The 19509-nt window shown below is 69.1% G+C and carries 40 protein-coding genes; 4 read left to right on the top strand and 36 right to left on the bottom strand.

Going from position 1 to position 19509, the window contains the following annotated elements:
• Nucleotides 1–47 precede the first annotated feature (47 nt).
• From EDF51_RS13230 to EDF51_RS19935, 15 genes are all read right to left on the bottom strand, one after another.
• Nucleotides 48–458, bottom strand: a complete 411-nt coding sequence (locus tag EDF51_RS13230; protein ID WP_134195249.1) for a hypothetical protein — start codon at nucleotides 456–458, stop codon at nucleotides 48–50.
• Nucleotides 459–466: 8 nt separating this feature from the next.
• Nucleotides 467–724, bottom strand: coding sequence for a hypothetical protein (locus EDF51_RS13225; RefSeq protein ID WP_134195247.1), 258 nt, complete (start codon nucleotides 722–724; stop codon nucleotides 467–469).
• Complete coding sequence (locus EDF51_RS13220; RefSeq protein WP_134195245.1) at nucleotides 717–1055, bottom strand: hypothetical protein; 339 nt, start codon at nucleotides 1053–1055, stop codon at nucleotides 717–719. The genes EDF51_RS13225 and EDF51_RS13220 overlap by 8 nt, the downstream gene beginning before the upstream one ends.
• The gene (locus tag EDF51_RS13215) at nucleotides 1055–1618 is read right to left on the bottom strand and encodes a hypothetical protein (RefSeq protein ID WP_134195243.1); all 564 of its coding nucleotides are present in this window, start codon (nucleotides 1616–1618) and stop codon (nucleotides 1055–1057) included. Before EDF51_RS13215 ends, EDF51_RS13220 begins: the two co-directional genes overlap by 1 nt.
• Before the next feature lie 13 nt (nucleotides 1619–1631).
• Entirely contained in the window at nucleotides 1632–2615 is a 984-nt protein-coding gene (locus EDF51_RS13210; protein WP_166673554.1) for a P22 phage major capsid protein family protein, read from the bottom strand.
• A gap of 57 nt (nucleotides 2616–2672) precedes the next feature.
• Nucleotides 2673–3167, bottom strand: a complete 495-nt coding sequence (locus EDF51_RS13205) for a hypothetical protein (protein ID WP_134195241.1) — start codon at nucleotides 3165–3167, stop codon at nucleotides 2673–2675.
• 62 nt (nucleotides 3168–3229) lie between these two features.
• Nucleotides 3230–4078, bottom strand: a complete 849-nt coding sequence (locus EDF51_RS13200; RefSeq protein WP_134195240.1) for a hypothetical protein — start codon at nucleotides 4076–4078, stop codon at nucleotides 3230–3232.
• Nucleotides 4059–5399, bottom strand: a complete 1341-nt coding sequence (locus tag EDF51_RS13195; protein WP_134195238.1) for a phage portal protein — start codon at nucleotides 5397–5399, stop codon at nucleotides 4059–4061. The genes EDF51_RS13200 and EDF51_RS13195 overlap by 20 nt, the downstream gene beginning before the upstream one ends.
• A gap of 10 nt (nucleotides 5400–5409) precedes the next feature.
• Nucleotides 5410–7059, bottom strand: coding sequence for a terminase (locus tag EDF51_RS13190; RefSeq protein ID WP_134195236.1), 1650 nt, complete (start codon nucleotides 7057–7059; stop codon nucleotides 5410–5412).
• The gene (locus EDF51_RS20185) at nucleotides 7059–7541 is read right to left on the bottom strand and encodes a hypothetical protein (protein WP_208321848.1); all 483 of its coding nucleotides are present in this window, start codon (nucleotides 7539–7541) and stop codon (nucleotides 7059–7061) included. Before EDF51_RS20185 ends, EDF51_RS13190 begins: the two co-directional genes overlap by 1 nt.
• Before the next feature lie 217 nt (nucleotides 7542–7758).
• Entirely contained in the window at nucleotides 7759–8070 is a 312-nt protein-coding gene (locus tag EDF51_RS13180) for an HNH endonuclease signature motif containing protein (RefSeq protein ID WP_134195234.1), read from the bottom strand.
• Between the two features lie 15 nt (nucleotides 8071–8085).
• Nucleotides 8086–8238: a hypothetical protein gene (locus EDF51_RS19945; RefSeq protein WP_166673553.1), complete on the bottom strand. Its 153-nt coding sequence runs from the start codon at nucleotides 8236–8238 to the stop codon at nucleotides 8086–8088.
• A 30-nt stretch (nucleotides 8239–8268) separates the two neighbouring features.
• Nucleotides 8269–8616: a hypothetical protein gene (locus EDF51_RS13175; RefSeq protein WP_134195233.1), complete on the bottom strand. Its 348-nt coding sequence runs from the start codon at nucleotides 8614–8616 to the stop codon at nucleotides 8269–8271.
• On the bottom strand, nucleotides 8613–8774 hold the full coding sequence (locus EDF51_RS19940; protein WP_166673552.1) for a hypothetical protein: 162 nt from the start codon (nucleotides 8772–8774) through the stop codon (nucleotides 8613–8615). Before EDF51_RS19940 ends, EDF51_RS13175 begins: the two co-directional genes overlap by 4 nt.
• Nucleotides 8775–8776: 2 nt before the next feature.
• On the bottom strand, nucleotides 8777–8917 hold the full coding sequence (locus EDF51_RS19935; RefSeq protein WP_166673551.1) for a hypothetical protein: 141 nt from the start codon (nucleotides 8915–8917) through the stop codon (nucleotides 8777–8779).
• Nucleotides 8918–9303: 386 nt separating this feature from the next.
• On the opposite strand from EDF51_RS19935, the gene EDF51_RS13170 reads away from it, so the two are divergent.
• On the top strand, nucleotides 9304–9540 hold the full coding sequence (locus tag EDF51_RS13170) for a DUF3263 domain-containing protein (protein WP_134195231.1): 237 nt from the start codon (nucleotides 9304–9306) through the stop codon (nucleotides 9538–9540).
• Nucleotides 9541–9615: 75 nt separating this feature from the next.
• Here the strand turns inward: EDF51_RS13170 and EDF51_RS13165 are convergent, their stop codons facing one another.
• From EDF51_RS13165 to EDF51_RS13145, 7 genes are read right to left on the bottom strand one after another with little or no spacing between them, the layout of a single operon-like run.
• On the bottom strand, nucleotides 9616–10374 hold the full coding sequence (locus EDF51_RS13165) for a hypothetical protein (protein WP_134195229.1): 759 nt from the start codon (nucleotides 10372–10374) through the stop codon (nucleotides 9616–9618).
• The gene (locus tag EDF51_RS13160; protein WP_134195227.1) at nucleotides 10371–10628 is read right to left on the bottom strand and encodes a hypothetical protein; all 258 of its coding nucleotides are present in this window, start codon (nucleotides 10626–10628) and stop codon (nucleotides 10371–10373) included. Before EDF51_RS13160 ends, EDF51_RS13165 begins: the two co-directional genes overlap by 4 nt.
• Nucleotides 10625–10993, bottom strand: coding sequence for a hypothetical protein (locus EDF51_RS13155; RefSeq protein WP_134195225.1), 369 nt, complete (start codon nucleotides 10991–10993; stop codon nucleotides 10625–10627). Before EDF51_RS13155 ends, EDF51_RS13160 begins: the two co-directional genes overlap by 4 nt.
• On the bottom strand, nucleotides 10990–11175 hold the full coding sequence (locus tag EDF51_RS13150; RefSeq protein ID WP_134195224.1) for a hypothetical protein: 186 nt from the start codon (nucleotides 11173–11175) through the stop codon (nucleotides 10990–10992). The genes EDF51_RS13155 and EDF51_RS13150 overlap by 4 nt, the downstream gene beginning before the upstream one ends.
• Nucleotides 11175–11336, bottom strand: a complete 162-nt coding sequence (locus EDF51_RS19930) for a hypothetical protein (protein WP_166673550.1) — start codon at nucleotides 11334–11336, stop codon at nucleotides 11175–11177. Before EDF51_RS19930 ends, EDF51_RS13150 begins: the two co-directional genes overlap by 1 nt.
• Complete coding sequence (locus EDF51_RS20445; protein ID WP_279586155.1) at nucleotides 11333–11461, bottom strand: hypothetical protein; 129 nt, start codon at nucleotides 11459–11461, stop codon at nucleotides 11333–11335. The genes EDF51_RS19930 and EDF51_RS20445 overlap by 4 nt, the downstream gene beginning before the upstream one ends.
• Nucleotides 11458–11757, bottom strand: coding sequence for a hypothetical protein (locus EDF51_RS13145; RefSeq protein ID WP_134195222.1), 300 nt, complete (start codon nucleotides 11755–11757; stop codon nucleotides 11458–11460). The genes EDF51_RS20445 and EDF51_RS13145 overlap by 4 nt, the downstream gene beginning before the upstream one ends.
• Nucleotides 11758–11841: 84 nt before the next feature.
• Between EDF51_RS13145 and EDF51_RS13140 the strand changes: the two genes are divergently transcribed.
• Complete coding sequence (locus tag EDF51_RS13140; protein WP_134195220.1) at nucleotides 11842–12411, top strand: hypothetical protein; 570 nt, start codon at nucleotides 11842–11844, stop codon at nucleotides 12409–12411.
• A 181-nt stretch (nucleotides 12412–12592) separates the two neighbouring features.
• Complete coding sequence (locus EDF51_RS13135) at nucleotides 12593–13210, top strand: hypothetical protein (RefSeq protein WP_134195218.1); 618 nt, start codon at nucleotides 12593–12595, stop codon at nucleotides 13208–13210.
• 6 nt (nucleotides 13211–13216) lie between these two features.
• On the opposite strand, the gene EDF51_RS19925 is transcribed toward EDF51_RS13135, so the two are convergent.
• From EDF51_RS19925 to EDF51_RS13095, 10 genes are all read right to left on the bottom strand, one after another.
• Nucleotides 13217–13387, bottom strand: a complete 171-nt coding sequence (locus tag EDF51_RS19925; RefSeq protein WP_166673549.1) for a hypothetical protein — start codon at nucleotides 13385–13387, stop codon at nucleotides 13217–13219.
• Nucleotides 13384–13767 carry a hypothetical protein gene (locus tag EDF51_RS13130; protein WP_134195216.1) on the bottom strand — a complete coding sequence of 128 codons (384 nt, stop codon included), beginning with the start codon at nucleotides 13765–13767 and terminating at the stop codon, nucleotides 13384–13386. Before EDF51_RS13130 ends, EDF51_RS19925 begins: the two co-directional genes overlap by 4 nt.
• A gap of 25 nt (nucleotides 13768–13792) precedes the next feature.
• Nucleotides 13793–13915 (bottom strand): hypothetical protein, encoded by a 123-nt coding sequence (locus EDF51_RS20440; protein ID WP_279586154.1) that lies wholly within the window; start codon nucleotides 13913–13915, stop codon nucleotides 13793–13795.
• Nucleotides 13912–14304 (bottom strand): hypothetical protein, encoded by a 393-nt coding sequence (locus tag EDF51_RS13125; protein WP_134195214.1) that lies wholly within the window; start codon nucleotides 14302–14304, stop codon nucleotides 13912–13914. The genes EDF51_RS20440 and EDF51_RS13125 overlap by 4 nt, the downstream gene beginning before the upstream one ends.
• Complete coding sequence (locus EDF51_RS13120) at nucleotides 14301–14501, bottom strand: hypothetical protein (protein WP_134195212.1); 201 nt, start codon at nucleotides 14499–14501, stop codon at nucleotides 14301–14303. Before EDF51_RS13120 ends, EDF51_RS13125 begins: the two co-directional genes overlap by 4 nt.
• A gap of 81 nt (nucleotides 14502–14582) precedes the next feature.
• Nucleotides 14583–15761 carry an RtcB family protein gene (locus EDF51_RS13115; RefSeq protein ID WP_134195210.1) on the bottom strand — a complete coding sequence of 393 codons (1179 nt, stop codon included), beginning with the start codon at nucleotides 15759–15761 and terminating at the stop codon, nucleotides 14583–14585.
• Nucleotides 15762–15799: 38 nt separating this feature from the next.
• On the bottom strand, nucleotides 15800–16534 hold the full coding sequence (locus EDF51_RS13110) for a hypothetical protein (protein WP_134195209.1): 735 nt from the start codon (nucleotides 16532–16534) through the stop codon (nucleotides 15800–15802).
• A 29-nt stretch (nucleotides 16535–16563) separates the two neighbouring features.
• Complete coding sequence (locus tag EDF51_RS13105) at nucleotides 16564–17328, bottom strand: hypothetical protein (RefSeq protein ID WP_134195207.1); 765 nt, start codon at nucleotides 17326–17328, stop codon at nucleotides 16564–16566.
• The gene (locus EDF51_RS13100; protein WP_134195205.1) at nucleotides 17328–17639 is read right to left on the bottom strand and encodes a hypothetical protein; all 312 of its coding nucleotides are present in this window, start codon (nucleotides 17637–17639) and stop codon (nucleotides 17328–17330) included. Before EDF51_RS13100 ends, EDF51_RS13105 begins: the two co-directional genes overlap by 1 nt.
• Nucleotides 17639–18040, bottom strand: a complete 402-nt coding sequence (locus tag EDF51_RS13095) for a hypothetical protein (protein ID WP_134195203.1) — start codon at nucleotides 18038–18040, stop codon at nucleotides 17639–17641. Before EDF51_RS13095 ends, EDF51_RS13100 begins: the two co-directional genes overlap by 1 nt.
• A gap of 26 nt (nucleotides 18041–18066) precedes the next feature.
• Between EDF51_RS13095 and EDF51_RS13090 the strand changes: the two genes are divergently transcribed.
• Nucleotides 18067–18465: a hypothetical protein gene (locus EDF51_RS13090; RefSeq protein WP_134195201.1), complete on the top strand. Its 399-nt coding sequence runs from the start codon at nucleotides 18067–18069 to the stop codon at nucleotides 18463–18465.
• Between the two features lie 5 nt (nucleotides 18466–18470).
• Here the strand turns inward: EDF51_RS13090 and EDF51_RS13085 are convergent, their stop codons facing one another.
• From EDF51_RS13085 to EDF51_RS19920, 4 genes are read right to left on the bottom strand one after another with little or no spacing between them, the layout of a single operon-like run.
• The gene (locus EDF51_RS13085) at nucleotides 18471–18674 is read right to left on the bottom strand and encodes a hypothetical protein (protein WP_134195199.1); all 204 of its coding nucleotides are present in this window, start codon (nucleotides 18672–18674) and stop codon (nucleotides 18471–18473) included.
• Nucleotides 18671–18988, bottom strand: a complete 318-nt coding sequence (locus tag EDF51_RS13080; RefSeq protein ID WP_134195194.1) for a hypothetical protein — start codon at nucleotides 18986–18988, stop codon at nucleotides 18671–18673. Before EDF51_RS13080 ends, EDF51_RS13085 begins: the two co-directional genes overlap by 4 nt.
• A complete protein-coding gene (locus EDF51_RS13075) occupies nucleotides 18985–19299 on the bottom strand; it encodes a hypothetical protein (protein ID WP_134195192.1) in 315 nt (104 codons plus the stop codon). The genes EDF51_RS13080 and EDF51_RS13075 overlap by 4 nt, the downstream gene beginning before the upstream one ends.
• Nucleotides 19296–19463 (bottom strand): hypothetical protein, encoded by a 168-nt coding sequence (locus tag EDF51_RS19920; RefSeq protein WP_166673548.1) that lies wholly within the window; start codon nucleotides 19461–19463, stop codon nucleotides 19296–19298. Before EDF51_RS19920 ends, EDF51_RS13075 begins: the two co-directional genes overlap by 4 nt.
• Nucleotides 19464–19509 lie beyond the last annotated feature (46 nt).

The raw sequence follows: 19509 nt of genomic DNA, 5'->3' as shown, positions 1-19509 counted from the left end.
GAGGAACGAGAGAAGCCCCGCCGGCGGCAGGGCTTCGAGATGGTGGGTCAGAGGCTGCGACCGCGATGTCGCAGCTCGAGCTGCGCGGTCTGCTTGAAGTAGCCGTCCGCCGCGGGGTCCGCGTTCGGGCCGCCGTTGACCTCGGCGAACGTGATCGGGGAGCCGTCGACCATGCCGCCGGCACCGCGCGAGGTCGCCAGCGCGAGGACGAGGTTGATGAGGTCGGTCGTGGTGCCCTGGTCGTCGGTGATGACGTCGACCGTGACGTACGAGGTCCGCACGGTGTTGCTGGTGCCGCCGCCCGGGCTCGTCGTCAGCACGACCGCGCGGCGGCTGTCGGGCGACTTCCGGTCGGAGACCTCGACGCCGGTCGCGTGCGGCTCGCTGCGGGCTGCGAGGAGGGCGTCGGTGCGCCGGATGAGGTGGGCGAGGAAGTCGTCGTAGACGATGCCGTACACGGGCCCTCCTAGCGGGACTGGGCGTTGCTGAGAACCTGGCGCATCGCGGAGATGAGCCGGGCGCGTTCCCACACCACGGCCTCGACGCGGAGGCGGACACGAGAGTTCGAGGAGCCGACGCCGGTGCGGATCGCGGTGACGGTCGCGCCGCCGGGGATCTGCGCGGCGATGTCGTCGGCGTACGGGCGCAGCTGGTCCTCGATGCCCTTGGACGCGAGGACGGCACCGAAGCCGCGGCGGTTGAGGACGACGCGTGACTTAGGCACTGACGTAGTCCTTCCGCTCGAGCTGCACGACGGAGCCGGGCTTCCAGTCGCTCATGCCGGTCGACCAGTCGGCCTCGTCGCCGAGTGCCTTGTAGCGGGTGCCGCGGACGGTGAGCTCGTCGTCGGAGCTGATGCCGGCGACGGCGGGGAGGTAGAGGGTGACCCGGGTGCTCGAGGTGTTCTCGGCGGTCCCGGTGACCTCGTCGCCGAGGTTCGGCGCGACGAGGACGTCGTCGAGCGGGGTGTCGGCGTCGGCGAGGATCGGCTTGTTGTACCGGTCGCGCTTGCCGGTGTCGGTGCGGTGGTGCCAGGTGACGGTCTCGCCGGCCATCAGTACCCCTGCACGATCAGGCCGTACGACTTCACCCGGTACGACTGCGCGGTGCGGACGTCGTCGGGGGCGAGCCGCGGGGCCGCGCCCTGCGCCCAGGCGGCGTAGGTCTCCTGCGAGCTGAACGGGCCGCGGGTCTCTCCGCGCTGCGAGACGCCGGCGCGGGCGCGGGGGTCCGCCTCGAACAGCTGCGCGACGATGCCGGCGACGGTGAGCGTGACCAGGTCGGGGACCTCGTCGGAGCCGTGCTCGTAGTCGACCACGACGGTCGTGCCGGTCGGCACCGGCACCTCGAGGCGCTGGCCGATGAGGGTGAACCGGTCGGCGGGCTCGCCGTCGACCGTGTGGACCGCGCGCACGGGGCGCTGCGGGAGGGTGAGCGCGCCGGCAGTCACCCGGAGCCGGTTGGTGGACCGGCCCGGGGTGAACTGCTGGCGCGCTTCGAGCCGGAACAGCTCCGACACCTTCAGCAGGTGCACGTCGACCTGCTTCGCCTCGGAGGCGGTGAGGTCACGGCCGAGCGCCTTGACGACGTCTTCCTTCGTTGCCAGCGCTTTGGCCATGACCTCACTCCTCTCAGGACGCCGCGGGGGCGGTGGTGCTGTACGTGACCTTGATCGCGCGGACGAACTGCAGCTTCGGCGCGTTGTCCGCGTCGAGGTCGAGGGTGCCGTCGTCCTTGAGCTTCGGGTCGAGGACCGGCGTCGAGCCCGCGAACGCGTGCACGATCGAGCGGTCCTTGAGGCGCTTGCTGTCGTAGTCCCACAGCTGCGTCACGGCGATGCCGTTGCCAGCCGCGACGCCGCCACCCTTCGCGACGCCGTTCGGAACCACCGGGGCCACGACGACCCAGGCGATCGCCGACTCGTGCGTGAAGAACGACGCGGTCGGAGCGAGCTCGTCGAGCTCGACGATCGTGAAGCCGCCGAGGCGACCGACGACGCCGTCGCGAAGCGCCTCGGGGATGCCCGCGGTGTCCACGTCCAGGAGCTTCTCGTGCCCGGCGATCGCCTCGGAGATGTCCGCGCCGACCAGCCAGTAGCGGCCGGTCGTCGGCACGAATGCCTTCTGGAACAGGTTCCGAGCTCGGAGAGCGACCTTGCGGGGGTCGGACTCGCGGGGGTCGGCGCTGTTCGGGTTGAACTTGACCGAGTTGACGAACGTCGCGCCGGTGAGAGCGGCGACGACGATCGAGGCCACGTCGCGGGCGACGGCGTCGACCTGCGGTGCCTGCACGTCTCGGACGTAGTCGACCTCGTCGAGCGTCTCCTCCTCCGGCGACAGCTCGACGGCGCTGTACACGTGCTGGTCCAGCGTCACCTGGATCTTCGTGTTGACGAGCTTGTCGATGATGATCTCGTCGTCGCCGCGCCAGGGCTTCCGACGAGCAGCGAGCACGACGGGGCGCTTCACGCCGATCGTGTCGCCCTCGGCACCGCGGAAGTCCGCGACGCCGTACTTCGTCGTGAACAGGCCCGGGGCCTTGATGGTCTTCCGGAGCAGAGCCAGCGCGGTCTGCGCGAACTTCGTGCCCTTGATGAAGATGTTGTTGTCCGCCACGATTCCTCCTTCTGTTGTGTGGTGGCCGCTTGGGTTCGTGGCGAACGCCAGCGGGGGTTACCTGGTGGTGGCTGCCGTGACGACGTCGTCCGCCGACATCTCGCCGTCGCCGATCTGCTGTCCGGCCTGTCCCTGCCCGTCGGCCGAGGGGCCGGCGGCGGGTGCGGGGACCAGGGCGAGCAGCTCGTCGGCGTGAGCCTCGAGCTCTTCACGCGTCGCGCCTCGGAGGGCGGACGAGCTGATCTTGCGATCGGCGAACCCCTTCGCGGTGGCGACCTCGTCGCGCAGCGTGACGGCGGCGTCCTTGGCATCGCGTTCCGCGATCGCCTTCTCGGCCGCGTCGGCGCGTGCCTGCGCCTTCTCGAGCTCGGTGCGGTTGGCCTCTTCGTGCTCGTCGAACTTCTTCGCCTTGTCGGCGTTGTCCTTCGCGCGCTGCTCGTTCTGCCGGGAGAGCGTCTTCCACTTCTCGGCTTCGGCCTCGGCGGCTGCGAGCTTCTCTTCGAGCGTTGCGCCCTCGGTCTGCTTCGTCTTGTCGTCGTCGTCGTGCGGCATCGGTATCTCCCGTTTCGGGTTGGTGGTTGACCGTTTCGGTCACTCCCCACGGCGTGGGGAAGTCAGGTGAGCGCTGCGATGTCTGCGGCGCTGGTGAACTTGTCGGACCGCCACGCGAGGGTCGGTCCGAGCTCGCCGTGCTCGTTCACCACGACGAGGTCCGTGTAGTCGCTCAGCGGCTTGCCGGCGGACGACGTCTTCTCGATGCCGAGGTCACGTGCGCCGCGGTCGGACGGGCCGCCGAGCTTCTGGTCGATGAGAGCGTGGGTGCGCTCGAGCAGGTCCGGGTCGAGGATCGCGCCGGGCCCGTCGGACTCCTTGACCGGCTGCACCCCGCAGTCGCAGCCGGGGTGGATCGGCATGAGCTCGTGCTTGCTGTACTTCTGCGTCGAGGCGATGGCGCACAGCGCGCAGTTCTCGAGGCCGGTGAGGACGCGGCGGTAGCCGTAGAAGCCGGACGCCTCGAGCGCGCGCTGCGCCTGCCGGTTCTTCGCCTGCTGCAGTTCGGTCGCGACGATGGTGAGCATCCGGTCGAGCCCGTACGCGACCGCAGCGTCGAACGGGGAGCCGTTCGACAGCGCCGTGTACAGCGTGACCGCGCCGCGGCGGTAGACGTCGGCCGAGGGCGTGCCCCGGTAGCCGAGGATCGCGTCCCGGTCGACGCTCGCGCCGGCGGTGGTGCCGGCGACGAGGGCCGCCTGCCCGATGTAGGCGTTGGTCAGCGTCGCCGTGGCGAGCTGGCCGGCTTGCACCTGCGGCAGGATCTGCGAGATGAGGCGGTCGATGTCCGCGTCCCGGTAGTCCGGCGACGCGTCCCACCGGGCCGCCGTCAGGGCGAGGGTCCGGTCGCGGATCTGCTTCGTCGTCGTCTGGTGAGCCGCGGTCAGCTGGTCAAGCGTTGCCAGTGCCACCGGCTGCTCCGATCAGGGTCGCGGCGAGCAGCTGGTCGGTGGCCGCGTCGGCTTCGTCCTGCGCGATCTCGTCCGGCGACATGCCCATGATGTTCTGCTTGATCCACCGGGCCGACATGCCGGCTGCCTTTGCCTGCGTGGCGGCCTGCGTCTTCTCGGTGAACGAGACGTGCTCGGGCGGCATCCACAGCAGCTCGATGGTCTCGCCGTCGTCGACACCGAGGACCCGGAGCGCTTCGAGGAGAGCGCCTTCCCCAGGGGAGGAGGCACGCGCGATGCGGTCCTTCGCCTTCTGGATCTCGCCCTCCTTCGCGTTCGCTGCGCCCTCGGCGGACTGGTTCTCGCCCGACGGGATGAACACCGAGATCGGCGTGCGGATGACGCCGGCGAAGTCGCGGGCGTCGGTCTTCTCGCCCTCGAGCAGCGGGCGGATGTCGGTCGCGTCCGACTCCCACACGTCGATGCCTTCGGGGAGGTCCAGCAGCGCGCCGGGCGCGGCCTCGAGGATCTTGGCCCAGTCGATGTCGTTGCCGTCTTCGTCCTGGCTGGGGAGGCCGCCCTTGAGCGCGCGGACCTTGAACGCCTGCATCGCGGTGGTGACTAGGCGCTGCAGCTTGCCGAGGTTGATGCGGTCGATGACGTCGGTGTGCGGCTCGAACTCCGCGACGCCGTCCTTGTTCTCGAGGACGTACACGGGGACACCGCCGGCGAAGGTCTCCGGCTCGCCGTCGACCTCCCACTCGCCGTCGACCTGCGGGTGGGGTGTGCCGTTGTCATTGGTCGACTTGCGGGAGAACCGCTGGCGGACGCCGGGGGTCCAGACCAGGGCGTAGTCCTTGCCGGCGTCCGGGTCGCGCCACGCCTTCAGCGCGGCCCGGGCCCGCCAGGGCTGCGTCGGGTCGGGCGCGGTGATGACCTGCTCGGGCTTCTCCGACGTGATGATCGGCTGGCCGTCGCGCACGCCGGTGATGAGGTAGCCGACGCTCGTGGTGAGCATGTTCGAGATCGCGTCGCCGAACACCACGTCGAGGCGGTTGTCGCGCCACACCCGGCGCGCGGCGACGGCCGCGGGGCTCGTCGTCGAGGCACCGACGCGGACGCCGTTCGGGACCATGCGACCGCCGAGCGATTCGCAGGCGAGGCCGCCGTAGTTCGTGCGGGCCTTCTTCTGGAACGCCTTCCACGTCTCCTTGGTGTTCTTGCTCATCTCCGGCAGCGGCGCGTTCCCGTTCGCGTAGGAACGATTCTTCGCGATGCGCGCCTGACGGGCGTCGAGGCGCTTCGCCAGGATCGGGAGCCATTCGGCGGGTGTGGTAGCCACAGGGTCCCTCTCAGTAGATGCGGCGGGCGGCGGTCTTCTTCTTCGTGAGCTTCGCGCCGAGGGCGTCGATGCCGGCCGCGTAGGCGAACATCGCGCCCCAGGTCGCGTCGATCTTCGAGCCGTCCTGGTCCTCGTCCGGCTTCTTCAGCACGTAGCCGGACCGGCGGGGGTCGCGGCGGGCGTTGAGGAAGTGGGAGGTGAGCTCAGGAGAGCCGTCGTAGGTGATGTCGCCGGCGCTGATGGCCGACTCGAGCTGGTCGAAGGTGCCCGTCGTGCGAGCGAGGTCCTTCTGCCGCCACCGGATCGGTTCGTCGCGGGACATCCGTACCTTGAGCCGCTTCGCGTACTCGGCCTCCCACGTCTTCACGTGGCCGGCCCAGCCTGCGGACGGGTCCGCGTAGAACCCGACGACGTTGTAGTCCTTGAACGCCTGCCGGACGGCCGCCTCGACCTCAAGCACGGGCGGTCGCCAGCCCTCACCCTTGGGTCCGTCGGGCTGCTCCCAGATGCCGATCTTGAAGAGGTGCTTCTGGGTGACGGAGTAGCCGACCAGGACCGTCGAGTCGGCGGTGCCGCGGCCGGGCTTGCGCCCTTCCGAGCCGTCGAAGCCGAGGGTGACCGGTTCGGTCTTCGTGATGACCTTGTCGAGGTTCTGGATCGCGCGGAGGTCGGGCTGCGAGACGAACGAGTTCGTCGCGTGGGTGATCTGGTTGAGGAAGTTCGCCCGGAGCGATTGCGGGTCGTTGGACGTGTCGAGGAACGCCAGCATTTGCCGCTCGATCGGTGCCCAGCCGGGCTCGCACGGCGGGTCGTGGATGACGCAGCCGTCGGGGTGGTCCGAGCTGTCACCGTACGCGTACCGCAGGCCGTACTCGAGCGACGCGGAGTCCGTGGGGTCGGTGTCCGGCGGGGCTTCGCGGTGGTCGTAGTGGATCTGCCGCGCCTTGCTGAGGTCGATGTACTTCTTCGACTTGATCAGGTCCCAGTCGCGCGCCGATGCCTCGGCGACCGAGTTCTCACCCGGGGTGAACGCGTTCGGGGACTCGATCACGACGCCGGACGCCTTCGTCGAGTTGTCGCGGATGTTCTGGGCGAGACGGATGCCGCCGTTGCCGCGGACCCACTCCTCGGTCTGGTCCATGATCGCCGCGACCTGGCCCGGGAGGCCCTTGATCGATCGGCCCGACGACGTGCGGGGCTCGATCTTGCCGCCCGGGATCCCGATGAAGGTGTCCATCGGGTCGACGTCGAACTCGTTGACGAGCGCGTCGGTGCGCGCCATCTCGAGCATCGGTGCCCACGTGTTCTGCACCTGGTCGTCGGAGGTCGCGGTGATCGGGACGTTGATGATGCTCTTGAAGTCGGCCCAGGGGCGCGCGACGGGCTGCCCGTCGGCGTCCCACCCATCGGGGACGACCTCGAACAGCGCTTCGCTGATCCCGATCGATGCGAGCAGCGGGGACTTGCCCCAGCCTCGGGGGCGCTGGATCACCGCGCGGGCCTTCACCCGCCGGCCGGTCGCCGGGTCGATCTCGTACAGGCGCACCAGGAACTCGAGCTGCTCGCGGGAGACGACGTAGTCCAGGTACTCGGCCATCTGGTCGGCGACGTGGTAGCCGAGCGTGGGGAATGTCTCGCCGTCGAGCGGTCGCCAGGGCATCAGTCTCCCGTCGCTTCCTGCGGCAGAGCCACACCGCCGAACCGATCACGTGAGCTCGCGCGGCGGGTGGCGGTCTTCGTCTCGGCCTCCTCGGCCTGCGCGAACGTGATCCGGAGCCGGGCGCGGTCCTCGGGGGTCGCGCCGAACTTCGCTTCGCGCAGCCGGAGCTCGGGAGCGAGCTTGACGTTGCCCTCCCAGAACTCGGCGTGCAGCAGGGCCGTGTCCATCAAGAACGACCAGTCGTTGTACGTGAACGCGGCGGCGAGCGGGGAGTCCCGCCACATCGCCCACCAGCGCACTGTGACCGTCGGCCAGTCGACCTCGTCGGTCCAGACGCCGTCCTCGTCGTCGCGTGTCTTGTACCGGGTGGGGAGCTCGGGCTGCTCGGCGATGATCGCGGGCAGGATGCGCATCGTGACGGGCTCGGCGTTGCGGCGGGCTCGCTTGCTGGCGGCCTTCGGTGCGGGTCCTCGACCTGGCATGATGGGCTCCCGTTTCGGGTAAGCCCGCGTGTCCGTTCCGGTCAGGGGGCGTGTTGGTTCGTATGCGGTATGCACAGCGCGGCGCGCCGGACCCTGAAATCCCCAGACCCGTACACAGCCTCAGCCACAGCACCTCTACGACCAGGACGGGCCCGGGGGGAGGGGGTGGATGGGGGCCTCTGTGCGCCCGCGTGCGGGACGTTCGTCGCGGCTGCGTCTACCTGAGTCCGGGGTGCTTCTCGCGTGGCTTACGGGCCGACGGGACGCGCGTGAATCGTCGTGCTTCGAGTGCTTCGCGTGCGGTCTTCTTCTCGTGATGCCATGAGCAAAGCCACTGCAGGTTCGAGAGCGCGTGGTTGTCGCCGTGCACGATGTGGTCGCAGTCTGTGCCGACCTCGACGCAGCGTGTGCCGTCGCGCATGGTGGCTTGGCATCGGCCGCCTGCTCGATCGCGGACGGTGGTGCGTCGCTCGTCCCAGTCGCGCGGGAGTCGCTGCTTGCGTGTGCTGCCTGACCACTGCTCGCCCACGTTGTGCTCCTGTCGTCAGCGCTCGTCGTCGAGCTGCCATGCGTACAGCGGCGCGCCCTCGCCGTCGTAGCCGATGGGCTCGAGCGAGGTGCGGGTGTTCGTCCTGGTCCGGTGTGCGGTCATCGGGTCGGGCTGGCCGACCGTGGTGACCGGGGCGTCGGTACCCATCCGGGCATCCGGGGTATCGGGGTGTCCGGGCTACCGGGGCAACCGGGCAATCCGGGGATCCCGGTTGGCTGCGGCTCCCCGGACTGCGGGCTCCCGGCCGTCGCTGGTCAGGCCACAGTGGTTGCACCAGGGTTCCTTGCGGTCCCGGTGCTGCACTGGCTGGTGGTCCGAGCAGGCGAAGGCGTTCGTCGGCGACCGGGTGGGGCCGGCGACGGTCAGCGTGGTCGTGCTCGGGTCGAGCTGGTTGCCTCCGCCTGAGGTAGTGACGCGGACGGTGGTGTCGTCGGGCTGGCCCTCGATGAACGCGCGGAGGTCGCCGACGGACAGCTTGCTGGACTGCACGGTCATCGTGCGACTGGTCGTGATGCGCGCTGTCATGATGCCTCCACGGGCAGGTAGGTGACGGTGCCGTCGGACAGCATCAGGTCGACGCCGATGACCGCGCCGGCAGCGCGCTTGACGTCGAAGCGATCGATCTCGGCGGTGGTCTTGTGCCCGTGCTTCAGCATCAAGGCACGGATCTCGGAGAGCGCCATGGTCAGGCGTTGAGGAAGGCCGTGTACGCCTCGGCGCGCTTCACGGTGTCCTGGTCGGTGTCTTCGCCGCCGGTGTGGAGGTTGACCTGCACCGCGCGATCGAGGGCGATGCGGCGGTTCTCGCGTTCGAACTCGTTGTCCATGGTGTTCTCCGTCTCACTGTGAGGGTGGCCGCTCGCGTCTCGGGTCCGCGGGGTGTCAGCGGTTGTCCGAGGGAGGACGGCGCGGTAGGACTCGCATCGAGCGCCAACCCGAGTGGGCTCGATGCGAGAGGGGATCCCCGATGCACTCGACGCAGCAGGACCGTGGTGTGTCTGCGGGTGTCGGGGAAGATGGACGCCCGATGACGGCGGCGAACCGGTCACTGATTCGGCCGGGGACGCAGTGACGCGTCCGCACGCCCTCCCTGGGCTGGCCTGATTGTCGCGGGCGGCGCTTGCCGGCCTCGCTCGGTACCCGCGCAGCGCTCGGCGTGGTCGCGGGTACGTCTGGGGCCGCGCCTGTCGGAGGCGCGGCGGATGATGTGGAGATGACTGATGACGAGCGCGTGATCCTCGTGTTCGAGGAGCGACGGCCGAGGAACGACCGGGGCAAGGAAGCTGCGGTGCGCGAGGTCTTCGGGGTGTCGTGGGTTCGGTACCAGCAGCGCCTGCTGGGCCTGGTCGCTCGTGAGGACGTCCTGGCCGAGTTCGCGCCGGTCGCGCACCGGGTGCAGCGCGTGGCGGCCGAGCGTGTGGCGGCCCGCGCGGCGCGGCGCTTCGCCTGAAACGACGAAAGCCGGTGACCACTGGTCACCGGCTTTCTAAGTCGTTCCGGGCACACGTATCCCGAGCGAGGTCGACTATACGCTTTTCGCGGGCGGCCTCGCAACCTTGCTCGCCCGCGTGTCGGTGATGGCGTTGACCACGGCCCGTTCGACGTCGATGCCGATGTCGTCGGCGAACCCGACGAGCAGACGGCGCGGCCACTCGAAGGTGCACGCCTGGCAGTAGACGTCGATCGTCTCCCCCGTCTGCCGGTCGCGGCGCATGACCAGCGCCCACTCGAGGTAGTCGTCGCCGTCGGTCGTCTTCGTGACCTTGTTGTGTCCGCACTTCGGGCATGGGGCGAGGATCTGCGCGTTCTTCGGCGGCGCGAAGAACGCCTCGATCGCGGCGACCCATCTCTCGGCGTGCCGGTAGGCGGTGGTCTCGACTCCCTGCCGGTAGACGGCCTTGTCGACGGTCAGGGCCGGAGCGTGCACGCGGACCACGTCGTGATCGCGGACGAGGTCGCCCCACGCCCTGACGTAGTCCTGCGCGTGCCCGAGCGGAGTCGGCGTCGGGTCGACGGCGGCGAGGGCTTCGGCGGCCTGCTGGGCGATCAGCTCGAGCAGGTCGACTGCTGCGAGGTCGATGGGTGGCTTGCTGCCGAACGACGCCCCGCCGCCCGTGGATTCCATCCCGCCGAAGACGGCCTCCTGCAGGCGCTGCAGGAGGCCGTCGTCGTCCGAGAGCTTGGCGATGAGCTCGGCGAAGCTGGTCCGGAGCTCGAAGGTCGGGATCTCGTCGCCGTCGGCAGGATGTGGCGAGCGCTCGGGGTTCGTGGTGGTTGGGGTCATGTGGTCTCCTGCTGGGGTTCAGGGGTGGTGGCGAGCGCCGTGCGGATGTCGTCGGCGAGGACGACATCGACGGGTTTCCGGGGGATGCCGTACATCAGGACGGGTGTGAGCTCGAGGAGTGCTTCGACAGCGGCCTGGCGCTCGGCGGCGGCGCGGAGGGCGGCGCGTGCTTCCCTCCCCCATTGCTCCTGCTCGCCCCGAGTCCAGGCGGGCTTGTCGGCGAGGACGCGCAGTGCGTCGGTGCTGCCGGTCACTGGGTGGCTCCTTCCAGGGCCGCACGGATGCGGGCGAGGACGTCAGCTCGGGTCTGGGCCAGCGGCTCCTGGTACAGCGCTTGCTCGATGACGGCCATGACGTCGGGTGACGCGTCGATGCGGGCCATCAGCGCACCCAGACCACGCGCCTCCCCCTGCATCTCGAGCTGGTTGACGGCCACCCACATCGCCTGCGTGTGCAGGACGTCCGAATTGTTGAGGTCGACGAGCACCAGGCGGGGTTCGGGCTTCGGTGGGGCGGGGAGCTGGCCGACGAGGGACCGGAGCTCTTCGACCTTGCCGGCGGCCGATGCGGCGGCGATGCGGGCGAGCAGGTCGTTCGGTGTCGGTGTGGTGTCGGTCATCGCTGCGCCAGCACCCACCAGAGGCAGGCGAGGTTGCAGGCGATCCAGCCGTCCTCGTGCCGGAGGACGATGAACGGGCGGCGGCCCCACGCGTACCGGTACTCGCGGACAGCCGCAGCCCTCGCCGCCGGGGTGTGGCCGGCGACCGTCACGTACCGGGCCCGATGCAGCTTCGGGGCCATCAGCGGTCATCCCGTCCGCTGCTGATGATCTGCGCGTCCGGCTTCCGCTTCGGCATCCACATCGACCGGATCGCCGACACGACGATCGCGATCACCAGCAGAGCCAGGAGCACGACCGCGGTGATCGCACCAGCCCAGGCGAGGAGAGTCCAGGGGGTCATGAGAAGTCCTTCCCGCGGCGCTCGCCGCGTGTGGGGCGTCGCCGGATCTCGACGACGGTGGTGCGGTTCAGGACGCCGAGCGCCCAGACGATGACGAGCGGAAAGAGCGGGAGCAGGCCGGTCATCGACGGACCTGCCCGAAGCCGATGGCGAAGTCCTTGGCGAGCTGCTCCCACGCGTTCTGCCAGGCTGCGGCGAGGGCACCCCACGCCTGCATGCCGTTCGCCGGCTGCCAGGGCTTCACCGCGACCGGGCTGGGGATGCCGAGGACTGCCCTGTCGGCAGCCCCGTCGGCGTGCAGTCGGGCCTCAACCGCCATCCAACGACGGTCGGCCAGGGCGCGGGCGTCCTTCCGGACCTGCATGAGCGCGAGCGACGGGACCGAGAACCGGTCGAGTCGCGCGGTGTCGAGGTTGGTCACGTGTTCCTCCTCTGGGAACGACCACGGCGAGCGCTCCCGATCTGGGGGCGCTCGCCGCGGGTTGGTGGTGGGTAGGGTCGCTCCGTGAGTGATCCTCTATATGACGTGTTGAAAGATCTAGTCGTGCCAGGGCTGTCTGGCATCGGCGGGATCTTGGTCGGTGTTGGAGCGCTCGTTGTCGCTGATAGGTCGCATCGACTTGCGACTCAAGTGCGCGACGACGAACAGGACCGTGAGGCCGGGGCCTCAGAGGAGCGATACCGGGATCAGCTGTTTCGGGTCATTGAGCCTGCTGTGACGGCCGTTCTTGCCCACCGGGCCGAGATCATGACGACGCATCGCATCGGGTATCCGGCTGAGGGCATCCTCCGTTCGGAGGTGGTCTCGAGGCTGTGGTTGACCGCTGTTGCCTCGAACGTCACAGATGCGAAGCTCGTCGATGCGAATCGCGAAGCAATGGACGACGCAATCGCGACGGGCCGAGCGGATGTCACCGCCCACGTCCTTGGCGAGATGGCGCTGATGATCCCGACGCTCCTTCATGACGCCCGAGAAATCGACGAGCTCGTGAAGCAGACGGGAAAATTTGTTTCGAACGCGATCGCCGCATTCGCTCCTCCCTCAACCGGTTCAGCAACCCCGTCCACCCCCTGACCACCGACGGATCACCCGAGTGCTCCGCTGCCGGAGGGGTCGCCGTGGTGGGGTCGGTTGGTTGTTCGGGCACTGCTCGGGTTCGTCCTTGCAAGCCGGGGTGCAGGGCTCCCCGGGCGGGTGAGTGAGTTCGGGCATGAGCCCCTCTCGGGTGTGGTCGGTGTCGCGGTACGGTCAGCGGATGATCCAGTTGCCGGCCGGATGGCCCCCGTTGTTCTCGTTCGAGTGGTGGAGTCCGTTCGGCACCGGACTGTTGAGCTTCACCGCAGCCGCCTTGATCGGGGCTACGACGGCGACGGTCGCGTTCCGCTCGCATCTGCTGGCGCGGCGAGTCGCTGCGACCGCGGACCAGCAGGCGAAATCGGCGCGAGAGGACCGGTACCGCGACCAGCTACTCCGAGTGGTGGAGCCTGCGGTCTCAAGCCTGGTGGAGTACGGAAATCACGTGAGCGAGGCTCAGCGTGTCGAGACAGCCGGGGAACTGCAGCTTCACGCAACCACTCTGTCTCGGCTGTTCCTCGTTGACGCTGTCGCGGACGAGAGCGATCAGGAAGTCACGCAGGCAGTGGTCCAGGCTTTCCACTCACTCCACAAGACTCCGAGGTGGGGCACGCGAGTCGAGGTAGCCGGCCGCCTGGCAGGTGCCCTCGCACGGCTCATCGGTCGGGACTACGAGCAGGAAGAGATGCTCGCGTACATCCGAGGCTCGATCGAGGAAGTCGACGGCCGCGCGCGAGCACGAGAGGAGGCAGCCGCCAAAGCACGGCGGGCAGAGAACGCCGCCTCCGCCGACGGCTGACCACAGTCATCCGGTGTTGCGCCTTCCGACTCGCTCGGCGTGGATCGCGTTCTGCGCCTCCTCGATCAGCTCCTTGCCGAGCTCGGCGGCGTCCTTCGGGTCCATGCCATGCTGCGCGCCCGGGACCCGGAGCACGACGGCCCCGGGAACGTGGTCGGTGGTGATGTTGCGGCTCATTCCGTAGCTTCCTCTCGGGGTGGACGATTCGGGGTGAGGTTCTTCGCGCCACAGCTGATGCACTGCCCGGCGACGGTGCCGAAGTCGGGCTCGTCGTACGGCAGGACGGCGTGTCCGTGAATGGTGTCCTCGCAGGCGGCCCACTGCAGGGCGTCGATGTTGGACAGCCGGTGCTTCTCGTACGCGTGCTTCGCGATGCCGGCGGTCTTCAGGGCCTTGTTTCCCCAGGGGCGGAAACGGTGCCGGTCCCACTCCTGGTCGATCTCGACGGTCTCGTAGCCGGTCAGCGTGACGCAGTAGTGCGTGCCGTTCGCGCGGACGCCGGCCTTGATCTCGCCGCGCGTCTCGCCGCACTGCAGGCAGCGGTCATCGTCGCTCATGCTGGGTCCTTTCGGTCGTCGGTGGTCAGTGCCAGCGGTTCCGGAACGCGGCGTGCGCGGCGTCGTCGAACCAGATCTGGGCGAAGCGGACGCCGCCGGCCGCGATGAGGCAGCCGACGGCGGTGAGGGTGAGCTGCAGGGCGATCACGTGGTTGCCTCCCCCTGCTCGAAGACGACCTGGATCCTGCGTCCGTCTTCGTGCTGCTCGACGTGGACGCCGGTGATGCCCAGGACCCCGACGAGACGCCCCACGGGGCCTTGCACGTCGAGCCGTCGAGCGGCGAGGTACGTGACGCTGGTCGCGTCCGCGATCACCAGCGGGTTCACCGTGGCGATCGCGCTCTTCTCGCAGCTGCAGGGCTCGTCGTCGCGGGTCATGAGCAGCCGGCACAGCTCGGCGTGCGGGACCGCGGCGAGCGCTGTGCGTAAGGTGTCGATCTCGTCGGCGGCTGCGGTGAGGGCTGCGGAGGTGCCGGGCAGGTCCATGTCCGCGAGGTTGCGTGCGCGGGTGCGGAGCTCGGTGGTGTCGACGGTCACCGCTTCGCCGCCAGTGCGGTGAGGACGAGCACGGCGACGAGGACGAGCCAGAGCGCGAAGCCGATCCACAGTGGGGCGAGCACCCACCACCAGGACCAGGCGATCACGCCGACGAGCTTGAGGACGATGAAGACGATCGTCAGGAGACCGGCGAAGCCGATGCCGCCGGACGACGACGTGCGGGTGTTCTGGGACATGTGAGACCTTCCGGGTCGGGATGCGGCGAGCGCCGGCCCCTGGGGTGGGGTCGGCGCTCGCCGTGGTGTGCTGGTGGGTGGTCAGTCGCCCTTGACGTTGACGATCTGGTGGAGGGTGTGGGTGATCTCGACGAGGTCTTCGGCGTCGGCCATGACGACGTCGATGGGCTTGTACGCGGCGGGGATCTCGTCGAGGAATGCGTCGGTGTCGCGGTACTCGATGCCGGCCATCGCTTCGCGGAGCTGGTCGTGGGTGAAGGTGCGGCGGGCGGCGGAGCGGGAGTAGTTCCGGCCGGCACCGTGGGGGCTGCTGTGAAGGGCGAGGCGGTTGCCGCGGCCGACGACGACGTAGGACAGGTCGCCCATCGATCCGGGGATCAGGCCGGGCGTCCCGAGGGAGGCGTCGATCGCGCCCTTCCGGGACAGCCACACGTCCTGTCCGAAGTGCCGCTCGCGGGACGTGTAGTTGTGGTGGCAGTTCACCCGCTCGGACATCTCGACGGCGATACCAGTGAGCAGCTCGACCTGGGCGATGACGCGGTGCATCATCTCCTCGCGGTTGAGGAGCGCGAAGTGCTGCGCCCACCGCAGCTCGGCGATGTACCGGTCGAACTCCGGGGTGCCCTCGACGAGGTACGCGAGGTCGGGGTCGTCGAGCGGGATGAAGTACGCGGTCGCGATCTCCTGCGCGACCCGGATGTGGTGCTGGGCGATCTTGTTGCCGACGCCCCGAGAACCGGAGTGCAGGAACAGCCAGACCCGGTCCTCCTCGTCGACGCTGACCTCGATGAAGTGGTTCCCCGAGCCGAGGGTGCCGAGCTGCAGCCGCCAGTTCGGCGCGTAGGTCGCAGGGTTGAAGCCGGCGTCCTCTGCGAGGTCTTCGAGCTCCGAGATGCGTCGCTTCGCCGACTCCTCGATCTCCCGGTTGTACTTCCCGGCCGAGAGCGGGATCCGCGCCTCGATGCTGCGACGGAGGTAGCTGAGGTCGCCGCCGAGCAGCCGGCGGAAGTCGTCCTCCGTGTGCTGCGTCCGGACGGCGATCATGCCGCAGCCGATGTCGACCCCAACGGCGGCGGGGATGATCGCGCCGACGGTCGGGATGACGGAACCGACGGTCGCACCCTTCCCGAGGTGCGCGTCCGGCATCAGCGCGACGTGCGGGTGGACGAACGGCATCCGCGACAGGCGCTCGGCCTGATCGCGGGTGTTCGGCTCGAGGATGCTGGCCCAGTTCATGAGCCGCTTCGTGATCTGCTCCATCGTGGAGTCCTGTTCTGCGGCGGGTGCCGCGGTCGGGTTCAGGCTGCGGCGGGTGCCGCGGGTTGGGAGTTGTGGGGGCTGTCGTTGGCGGGCAGGTGCAGCTCGTGGAGGCGGATGCGGAGGATCGTCCGGTCCGAGAGCTCGAGGCGCTTCGCCATGTCGGGGTCGGTGAGGCCGTACCCGTGGAGGATGCGGACGGCTTCGCGGCGCTCGGAGATCGTGAGGTGGACGCGGGTGCCGGCGACGGCGAGCTCGACGGCGGTCTCGTCGATGCCGGATCGGGTGCGGTCCCGGCGGACGGGGGCGTCGTCGTTGTCGATGTCGTCCCACTCGAGGGGGCGTGCCCAGCCGCGGGAGGCGGCGTACCGGATCGTCCGGTTGTAGGCGATCAGGTCGCGGTGCTCCGTGTGCGCCGGCACCTTGTCCCAGAGACGCCCGAAGAGCTGATCGATGCGGTCGTGCCAGGCCCGGGTGATGCGCTCCTCGACGAGGAGCTGGTATACCCGTGACGCCGGGATACCCAGCTCTCTCGCGAGCTTCTTCTGTGACCAGCCCTGCCGGATGAGTGCCTGCAGGCGGCGTTGCGCGCCGCGGGCGGGGAGGTGGAGCGGCTGGTAGCGGCCGTACGCCTTCTCGCGGCGGCGGGCGCGCTGGGTGGTTGCTCGCGTCGTCGTGCAGTCGCGGCACCGGCAACCGTGCTGGTTGTAGCAGGTGCCGGCCGCGGCGTGCTTGTGGTCGGGCGGGCACGCGGGCCCGATGTCGATGGTGGTCATGGTGTTCCTCGGATGTCAGTGGTCGGTGCCTACGCGACTCCCGGGAGGTCGAGGACGTCGATGGCGATGCGCCGGATCTCGTCTCGCTTCTCGCAGGCGCGGGCGATGTACGCCGTGGGCTGCAGCACCGGGGTGCGCGCTCGGCGGAGGATGATCTGTGCGAGCTCGATGCCGTGGCGGGGGTTCAGCTCCCCGACGATCGGCTCGAGGAGCCCCAGCACCGCGGGGAGGTCGTCGACCCCGGCCCGCTTCGCTTCGCTGATGACCTCTTCGGACAAGTCAGTCCTCGGGCTCGCACGGTCACCTACGTGACTTGATTCAGGTAGGTAGGTTCTGTCAGTCAGGTTCTGTCTCTGACTCTGACTCTGACTCTGGTTTTCGGTCGGTTCGGTCTGGGCACCCGAGTCGGTAACCGACTCGGTAACCGACTGGGTTTCGGTCCGGTTCTTGGGTGGGCGTCCACCCTTCGCGCCATTGGCGCGATTCCGGGCCTCTCGGGCTTCCCGGTCCGCTCGCGTCTCCTGGTGCTCGGCGTAGTTCCAGATCACGTAGACGTCGTCCACCAAGCTCACAGATGGCTTTGAGTGATCGTTTCTGGTGAGTTCGCTGAGCGCCTTCGTCTTCCACATGCGCCGAGCGATGGTGGCTGGGATGCGGCCGTCGAGGTCCTGCATCCGGGAGTAGCCGTTCATCTCCACGAACGTGCGGAACGCGAGGTCCGAGAGCGGCGCGATCTTCGGGTGCTGCCAGAAGTCGATGGGGAAGGTCATCCACAGCCGCTTGTCCTTCGGCATCAGGCCGCCCCTCCCTCGACACGGATCTCGATGCGGGGTCGCATGTCGTTGGGGTCGCGATCGAGAAGGCCACGGTGCCGGCCGCACTGGCACTCGCCCAGCACTCTCCGGTGGCATTCGGCCGACGAGCACCGGCCCGTGACGCCGTGAACAGCACCGCAGGTGAGTTCGACGTCGGACAGCCGAACAAACACGACGGGCGCGCCGTCGCGCGTGACCGTGACCGACAGGGGCGGCTCGAACTGGGGTGGGGCGAACAGCGAAAGCCGCTCGAGCGTGCCCTTCGCGGCGTAGGTGTAGCCGACGTCCATCAGGCGGCTCCTTCCATGCGTTGGCGGGCTTCCTCCTCGGTGATCTCGAGGACGTCGCCGGCGTTGGTGTAGAGGCACCAGCCCTTGCGGACGGTGCCGTGAACGGTGCGGAACCAGCGGCGGGCGGGCCAACGGCTCGGGTCTGCCCAGCGGGGCACCGCCCAGCCGTCGGCGAGGGCGTCGGCGGGGTGCTCGGTCTTCCACTGGTGGCAGATGAGGCCGAGGGTCTGCAGGTTCGACGGCACGGTGTTGCCGGGCTGTCGGTTCTGCCGGTGGTCCTGCTGCGGGGCTCCGCACCAGCCGAGGCAGCGCTGACAGGTGAGGTCGTCGCGACCCGCGGCGAGCGCGTACGCCTGCTTCTCCTCGGCCGCGGTCGGCTTCGCCGTCTTCGGGCCGATCACGCCAGACCCGCCTGTAGGGTTCCGGCATGACCGACGGAAACGGGTACACCCCGCTCAACGAAGAGACAGTCGCACGGCTCCGAGCAGGTACCGCGAGTCTCGAAGACGAGATCGAGAAGCGCGAGCACGACTTGATGATCGCCACCGACTACGGAGACGAAAAGCAGGCCCGACTGATTGAGGTCGACCTCGAGAGGTTGCGCGGTCTCGTCCCCCACCAGCAGTTGCAGATCAGCGCACTCGAGATCCCGCAGGAGCTGTCCGTCGCCAACCAGGTGAAACAGATCCTCGTGGAAGCCGATGGGCTGGAAGGCGACGACCGTTGGCTGCCCGTCAACTCGGCGATCCTGTCGATCGTCATGAACCTCGAAGCCCGCCTCTACCTCGTCGAGGACAAGCTCGGACTCGAGCACAACGCTGAGTGACCCAGTCACAGCGCCCGCTTCCAGCTGTAGAGGGCGACGCCGGTCTGCCGCCAGCGGTCGGCGATGGGGCCGACCGCGGCGACGTACCGGTGCTGCTGCCCCTCGTGGGGGACGATGACCTCCGGGGCGTGGAGCTCCGTTGCCGCGGCGATGTGGACTCTCTCGCCGTCGGACGGGCCGCCGTCGAGGAGTGCAGTGGTGCAGATCATGCGGCGGCTCCTGCTTCGTAGAGGTGGCGATCGAGGACCTGGCGCTCGTACGCCGCGACCGTCACCCGGGGGTGCGCGGCCCAGTGCTCGATCAGCTCCTCGGACGCGTACGCCCGGGCGCGGGCTTCGTTGCCGATGAACAGGTCCCAAGCGTCGATGCCCGCGCGGCGACCTCGGTCGTTGAGGAGCCGACCGCGGCATGTCTCGGAGGCTGCTTCGTAGGCGGACAGGCGGTACTCCTCGAACTCGGCTCGGATCTGCTTGTAGAGCTCGATCCCGAAGCCGACTGCGGCGCTGCCGTGTCTCTTCGTCATGCGGGTCTCCGGACGGTGATGGGCTCGCCGATGTTCACGGTGAACGCCGCCTGGTCGACGCCCTGCTGGACGACGAGCTGCATGCGGTTCGGCGAGGTGGGGGCGGGTGGTCGGACGCCGATGAGCGTCCCGAGGGTGCGGTGCTCCGGCGAGCGCGAGAGTCGGTGGCCGGCGGTGCGGAACGCGACGACGAGGCCGACGTCGGTGGTCTGCAGTAGGCGGGCCGGGGTGACCTCTTCGACGAAGGTCTGCGGTGCCTGGGCGATCTGCTCGAGGATGCGGCGGCGTTCACGGCCGCGGGTGCGGCTCACTGCTCGTCCCCGCGTTCGTCGTCTGTCAGCCACCAGTCGGTGGGTTCGGGGTAGTCGTTCTCGGCTGCGAGGTCCTGGCGCATCTCGTGGGCTCGGCGGCTGCGGTGGAAGTTCCGCCACGACCGCGGCGCGAGGTCGCCGGCGGCCTTGTTCTCGTCGCTCACAGCGCCGAAGGCAGGAACATCGCGGCGATGACCGCAGCGAAGAACG

The sequence above is a fragment of the Curtobacterium sp. PhB25 genome, from assembly GCF_004365375.1.
Taxonomy (GTDB): Bacteria; Actinomycetota; Actinomycetes; order Actinomycetales; family Microbacteriaceae; genus Curtobacterium.
Note: the sequence above shows the minus strand (reverse complement) of the source record. Positions and strands in the feature narration are given on the sequence as shown.

Coding starts and splice junctions, on each gene's coding strand:
- EDF51_RS13220 (WP_134195245.1), bottom strand. CDS start 1,055: ATGGCCGGCGAGACCGTCACCTGGCACCACCGCACCGACACCGGCAAG.
- EDF51_RS13215 (WP_134195243.1), bottom strand. CDS start 1,618: ATGGCCAAAGCGCTGGCAACGAAGGAAGACGTCGTCAAGGCGCTCGGC.
- EDF51_RS13205 (WP_134195241.1), bottom strand. CDS start 3,167: ATGCCGCACGACGACGACGACAAGACGAAGCAGACCGAGGGCGCAACG.
- EDF51_RS13190 (WP_134195236.1), bottom strand. CDS start 7,059: ATGCCCTGGCGACCGCTCGACGGCGAGACATTCCCCACGCTCGGCTAC.
- EDF51_RS20185 (WP_208321848.1), bottom strand. CDS start 7,541: ATGCCAGGTCGAGGACCCGCACCGAAGGCCGCCAGCAAGCGAGCCCGC.
- EDF51_RS19945 (WP_166673553.1), bottom strand. CDS start 8,238: ATGGGTACCGACGCCCCGGTCACCACGGTCGGCCAGCCCGACCCGATG.
- EDF51_RS13175 (WP_134195233.1), bottom strand. CDS start 8,616: ATGACAGCGCGCATCACGACCAGTCGCACGATGACCGTGCAGTCCAGC.
- EDF51_RS19940 (WP_166673552.1), bottom strand. CDS start 8,774: ATGGCGCTCTCCGAGATCCGTGCCTTGATGCTGAAGCACGGGCACAAG.
- EDF51_RS19935 (WP_166673551.1), bottom strand. CDS start 8,917: ATGGACAACGAGTTCGAACGCGAGAACCGCCGCATCGCCCTCGATCGC.
- EDF51_RS13170 (WP_134195231.1), top strand. CDS start 9,304: ATGACTGATGACGAGCGCGTGATCCTCGTGTTCGAGGAGCGACGGCCG.
- EDF51_RS13165 (WP_134195229.1), bottom strand. CDS start 10,374: ATGACCCCAACCACCACGAACCCCGAGCGCTCGCCACATCCTGCCGAC.
- EDF51_RS13155 (WP_134195225.1), bottom strand. CDS start 10,993: ATGACCGACACCACACCGACACCGAACGACCTGCTCGCCCGCATCGCC.
- EDF51_RS13150 (WP_134195224.1), bottom strand. CDS start 11,175: ATGGCCCCGAAGCTGCATCGGGCCCGGTACGTGACGGTCGCCGGCCAC.
- EDF51_RS19930 (WP_166673550.1), bottom strand. CDS start 11,336: ATGACCCCCTGGACTCTCCTCGCCTGGGCTGGTGCGATCACCGCGGTC.
- EDF51_RS20445 (WP_279586155.1), bottom strand. CDS start 11,461: ATGACCGGCCTGCTCCCGCTCTTTCCGCTCGTCATCGTCTGGGCGCTC.
- EDF51_RS13135 (WP_134195218.1), top strand. CDS start 12,593: ATGATCCAGTTGCCGGCCGGATGGCCCCCGTTGTTCTCGTTCGAGTGG.
- EDF51_RS19925 (WP_166673549.1), bottom strand. CDS start 13,387: ATGAGCCGCAACATCACCACCGACCACGTTCCCGGGGCCGTCGTGCTC.
- EDF51_RS13130 (WP_134195216.1), bottom strand. CDS start 13,767: ATGAGCGACGATGACCGCTGCCTGCAGTGCGGCGAGACGCGCGGCGAG.
- EDF51_RS13120 (WP_134195212.1), bottom strand. CDS start 14,501: ATGTCCCAGAACACCCGCACGTCGTCGTCCGGCGGCATCGGCTTCGCC.
- EDF51_RS13115 (WP_134195210.1), bottom strand. CDS start 15,761: ATGGAGCAGATCACGAAGCGGCTCATGAACTGGGCCAGCATCCTCGAG.
- EDF51_RS13110 (WP_134195209.1), bottom strand. CDS start 16,534: ATGACCACCATCGACATCGGGCCCGCGTGCCCGCCCGACCACAAGCAC.
- EDF51_RS13105 (WP_134195207.1), bottom strand. CDS start 17,328: ATGCCGAAGGACAAGCGGCTGTGGATGACCTTCCCCATCGACTTCTGG.
- EDF51_RS13100 (WP_134195205.1), bottom strand. CDS start 17,639: ATGGACGTCGGCTACACCTACGCCGCGAAGGGCACGCTCGAGCGGCTT.
- EDF51_RS13090 (WP_134195201.1), top strand. CDS start 18,067: ATGACCGACGGAAACGGGTACACCCCGCTCAACGAAGAGACAGTCGCA.
- EDF51_RS13085 (WP_134195199.1), bottom strand. CDS start 18,674: ATGATCTGCACCACTGCACTCCTCGACGGCGGCCCGTCCGACGGCGAG.
- EDF51_RS13080 (WP_134195194.1), bottom strand. CDS start 18,988: ATGACGAAGAGACACGGCAGCGCCGCAGTCGGCTTCGGGATCGAGCTC.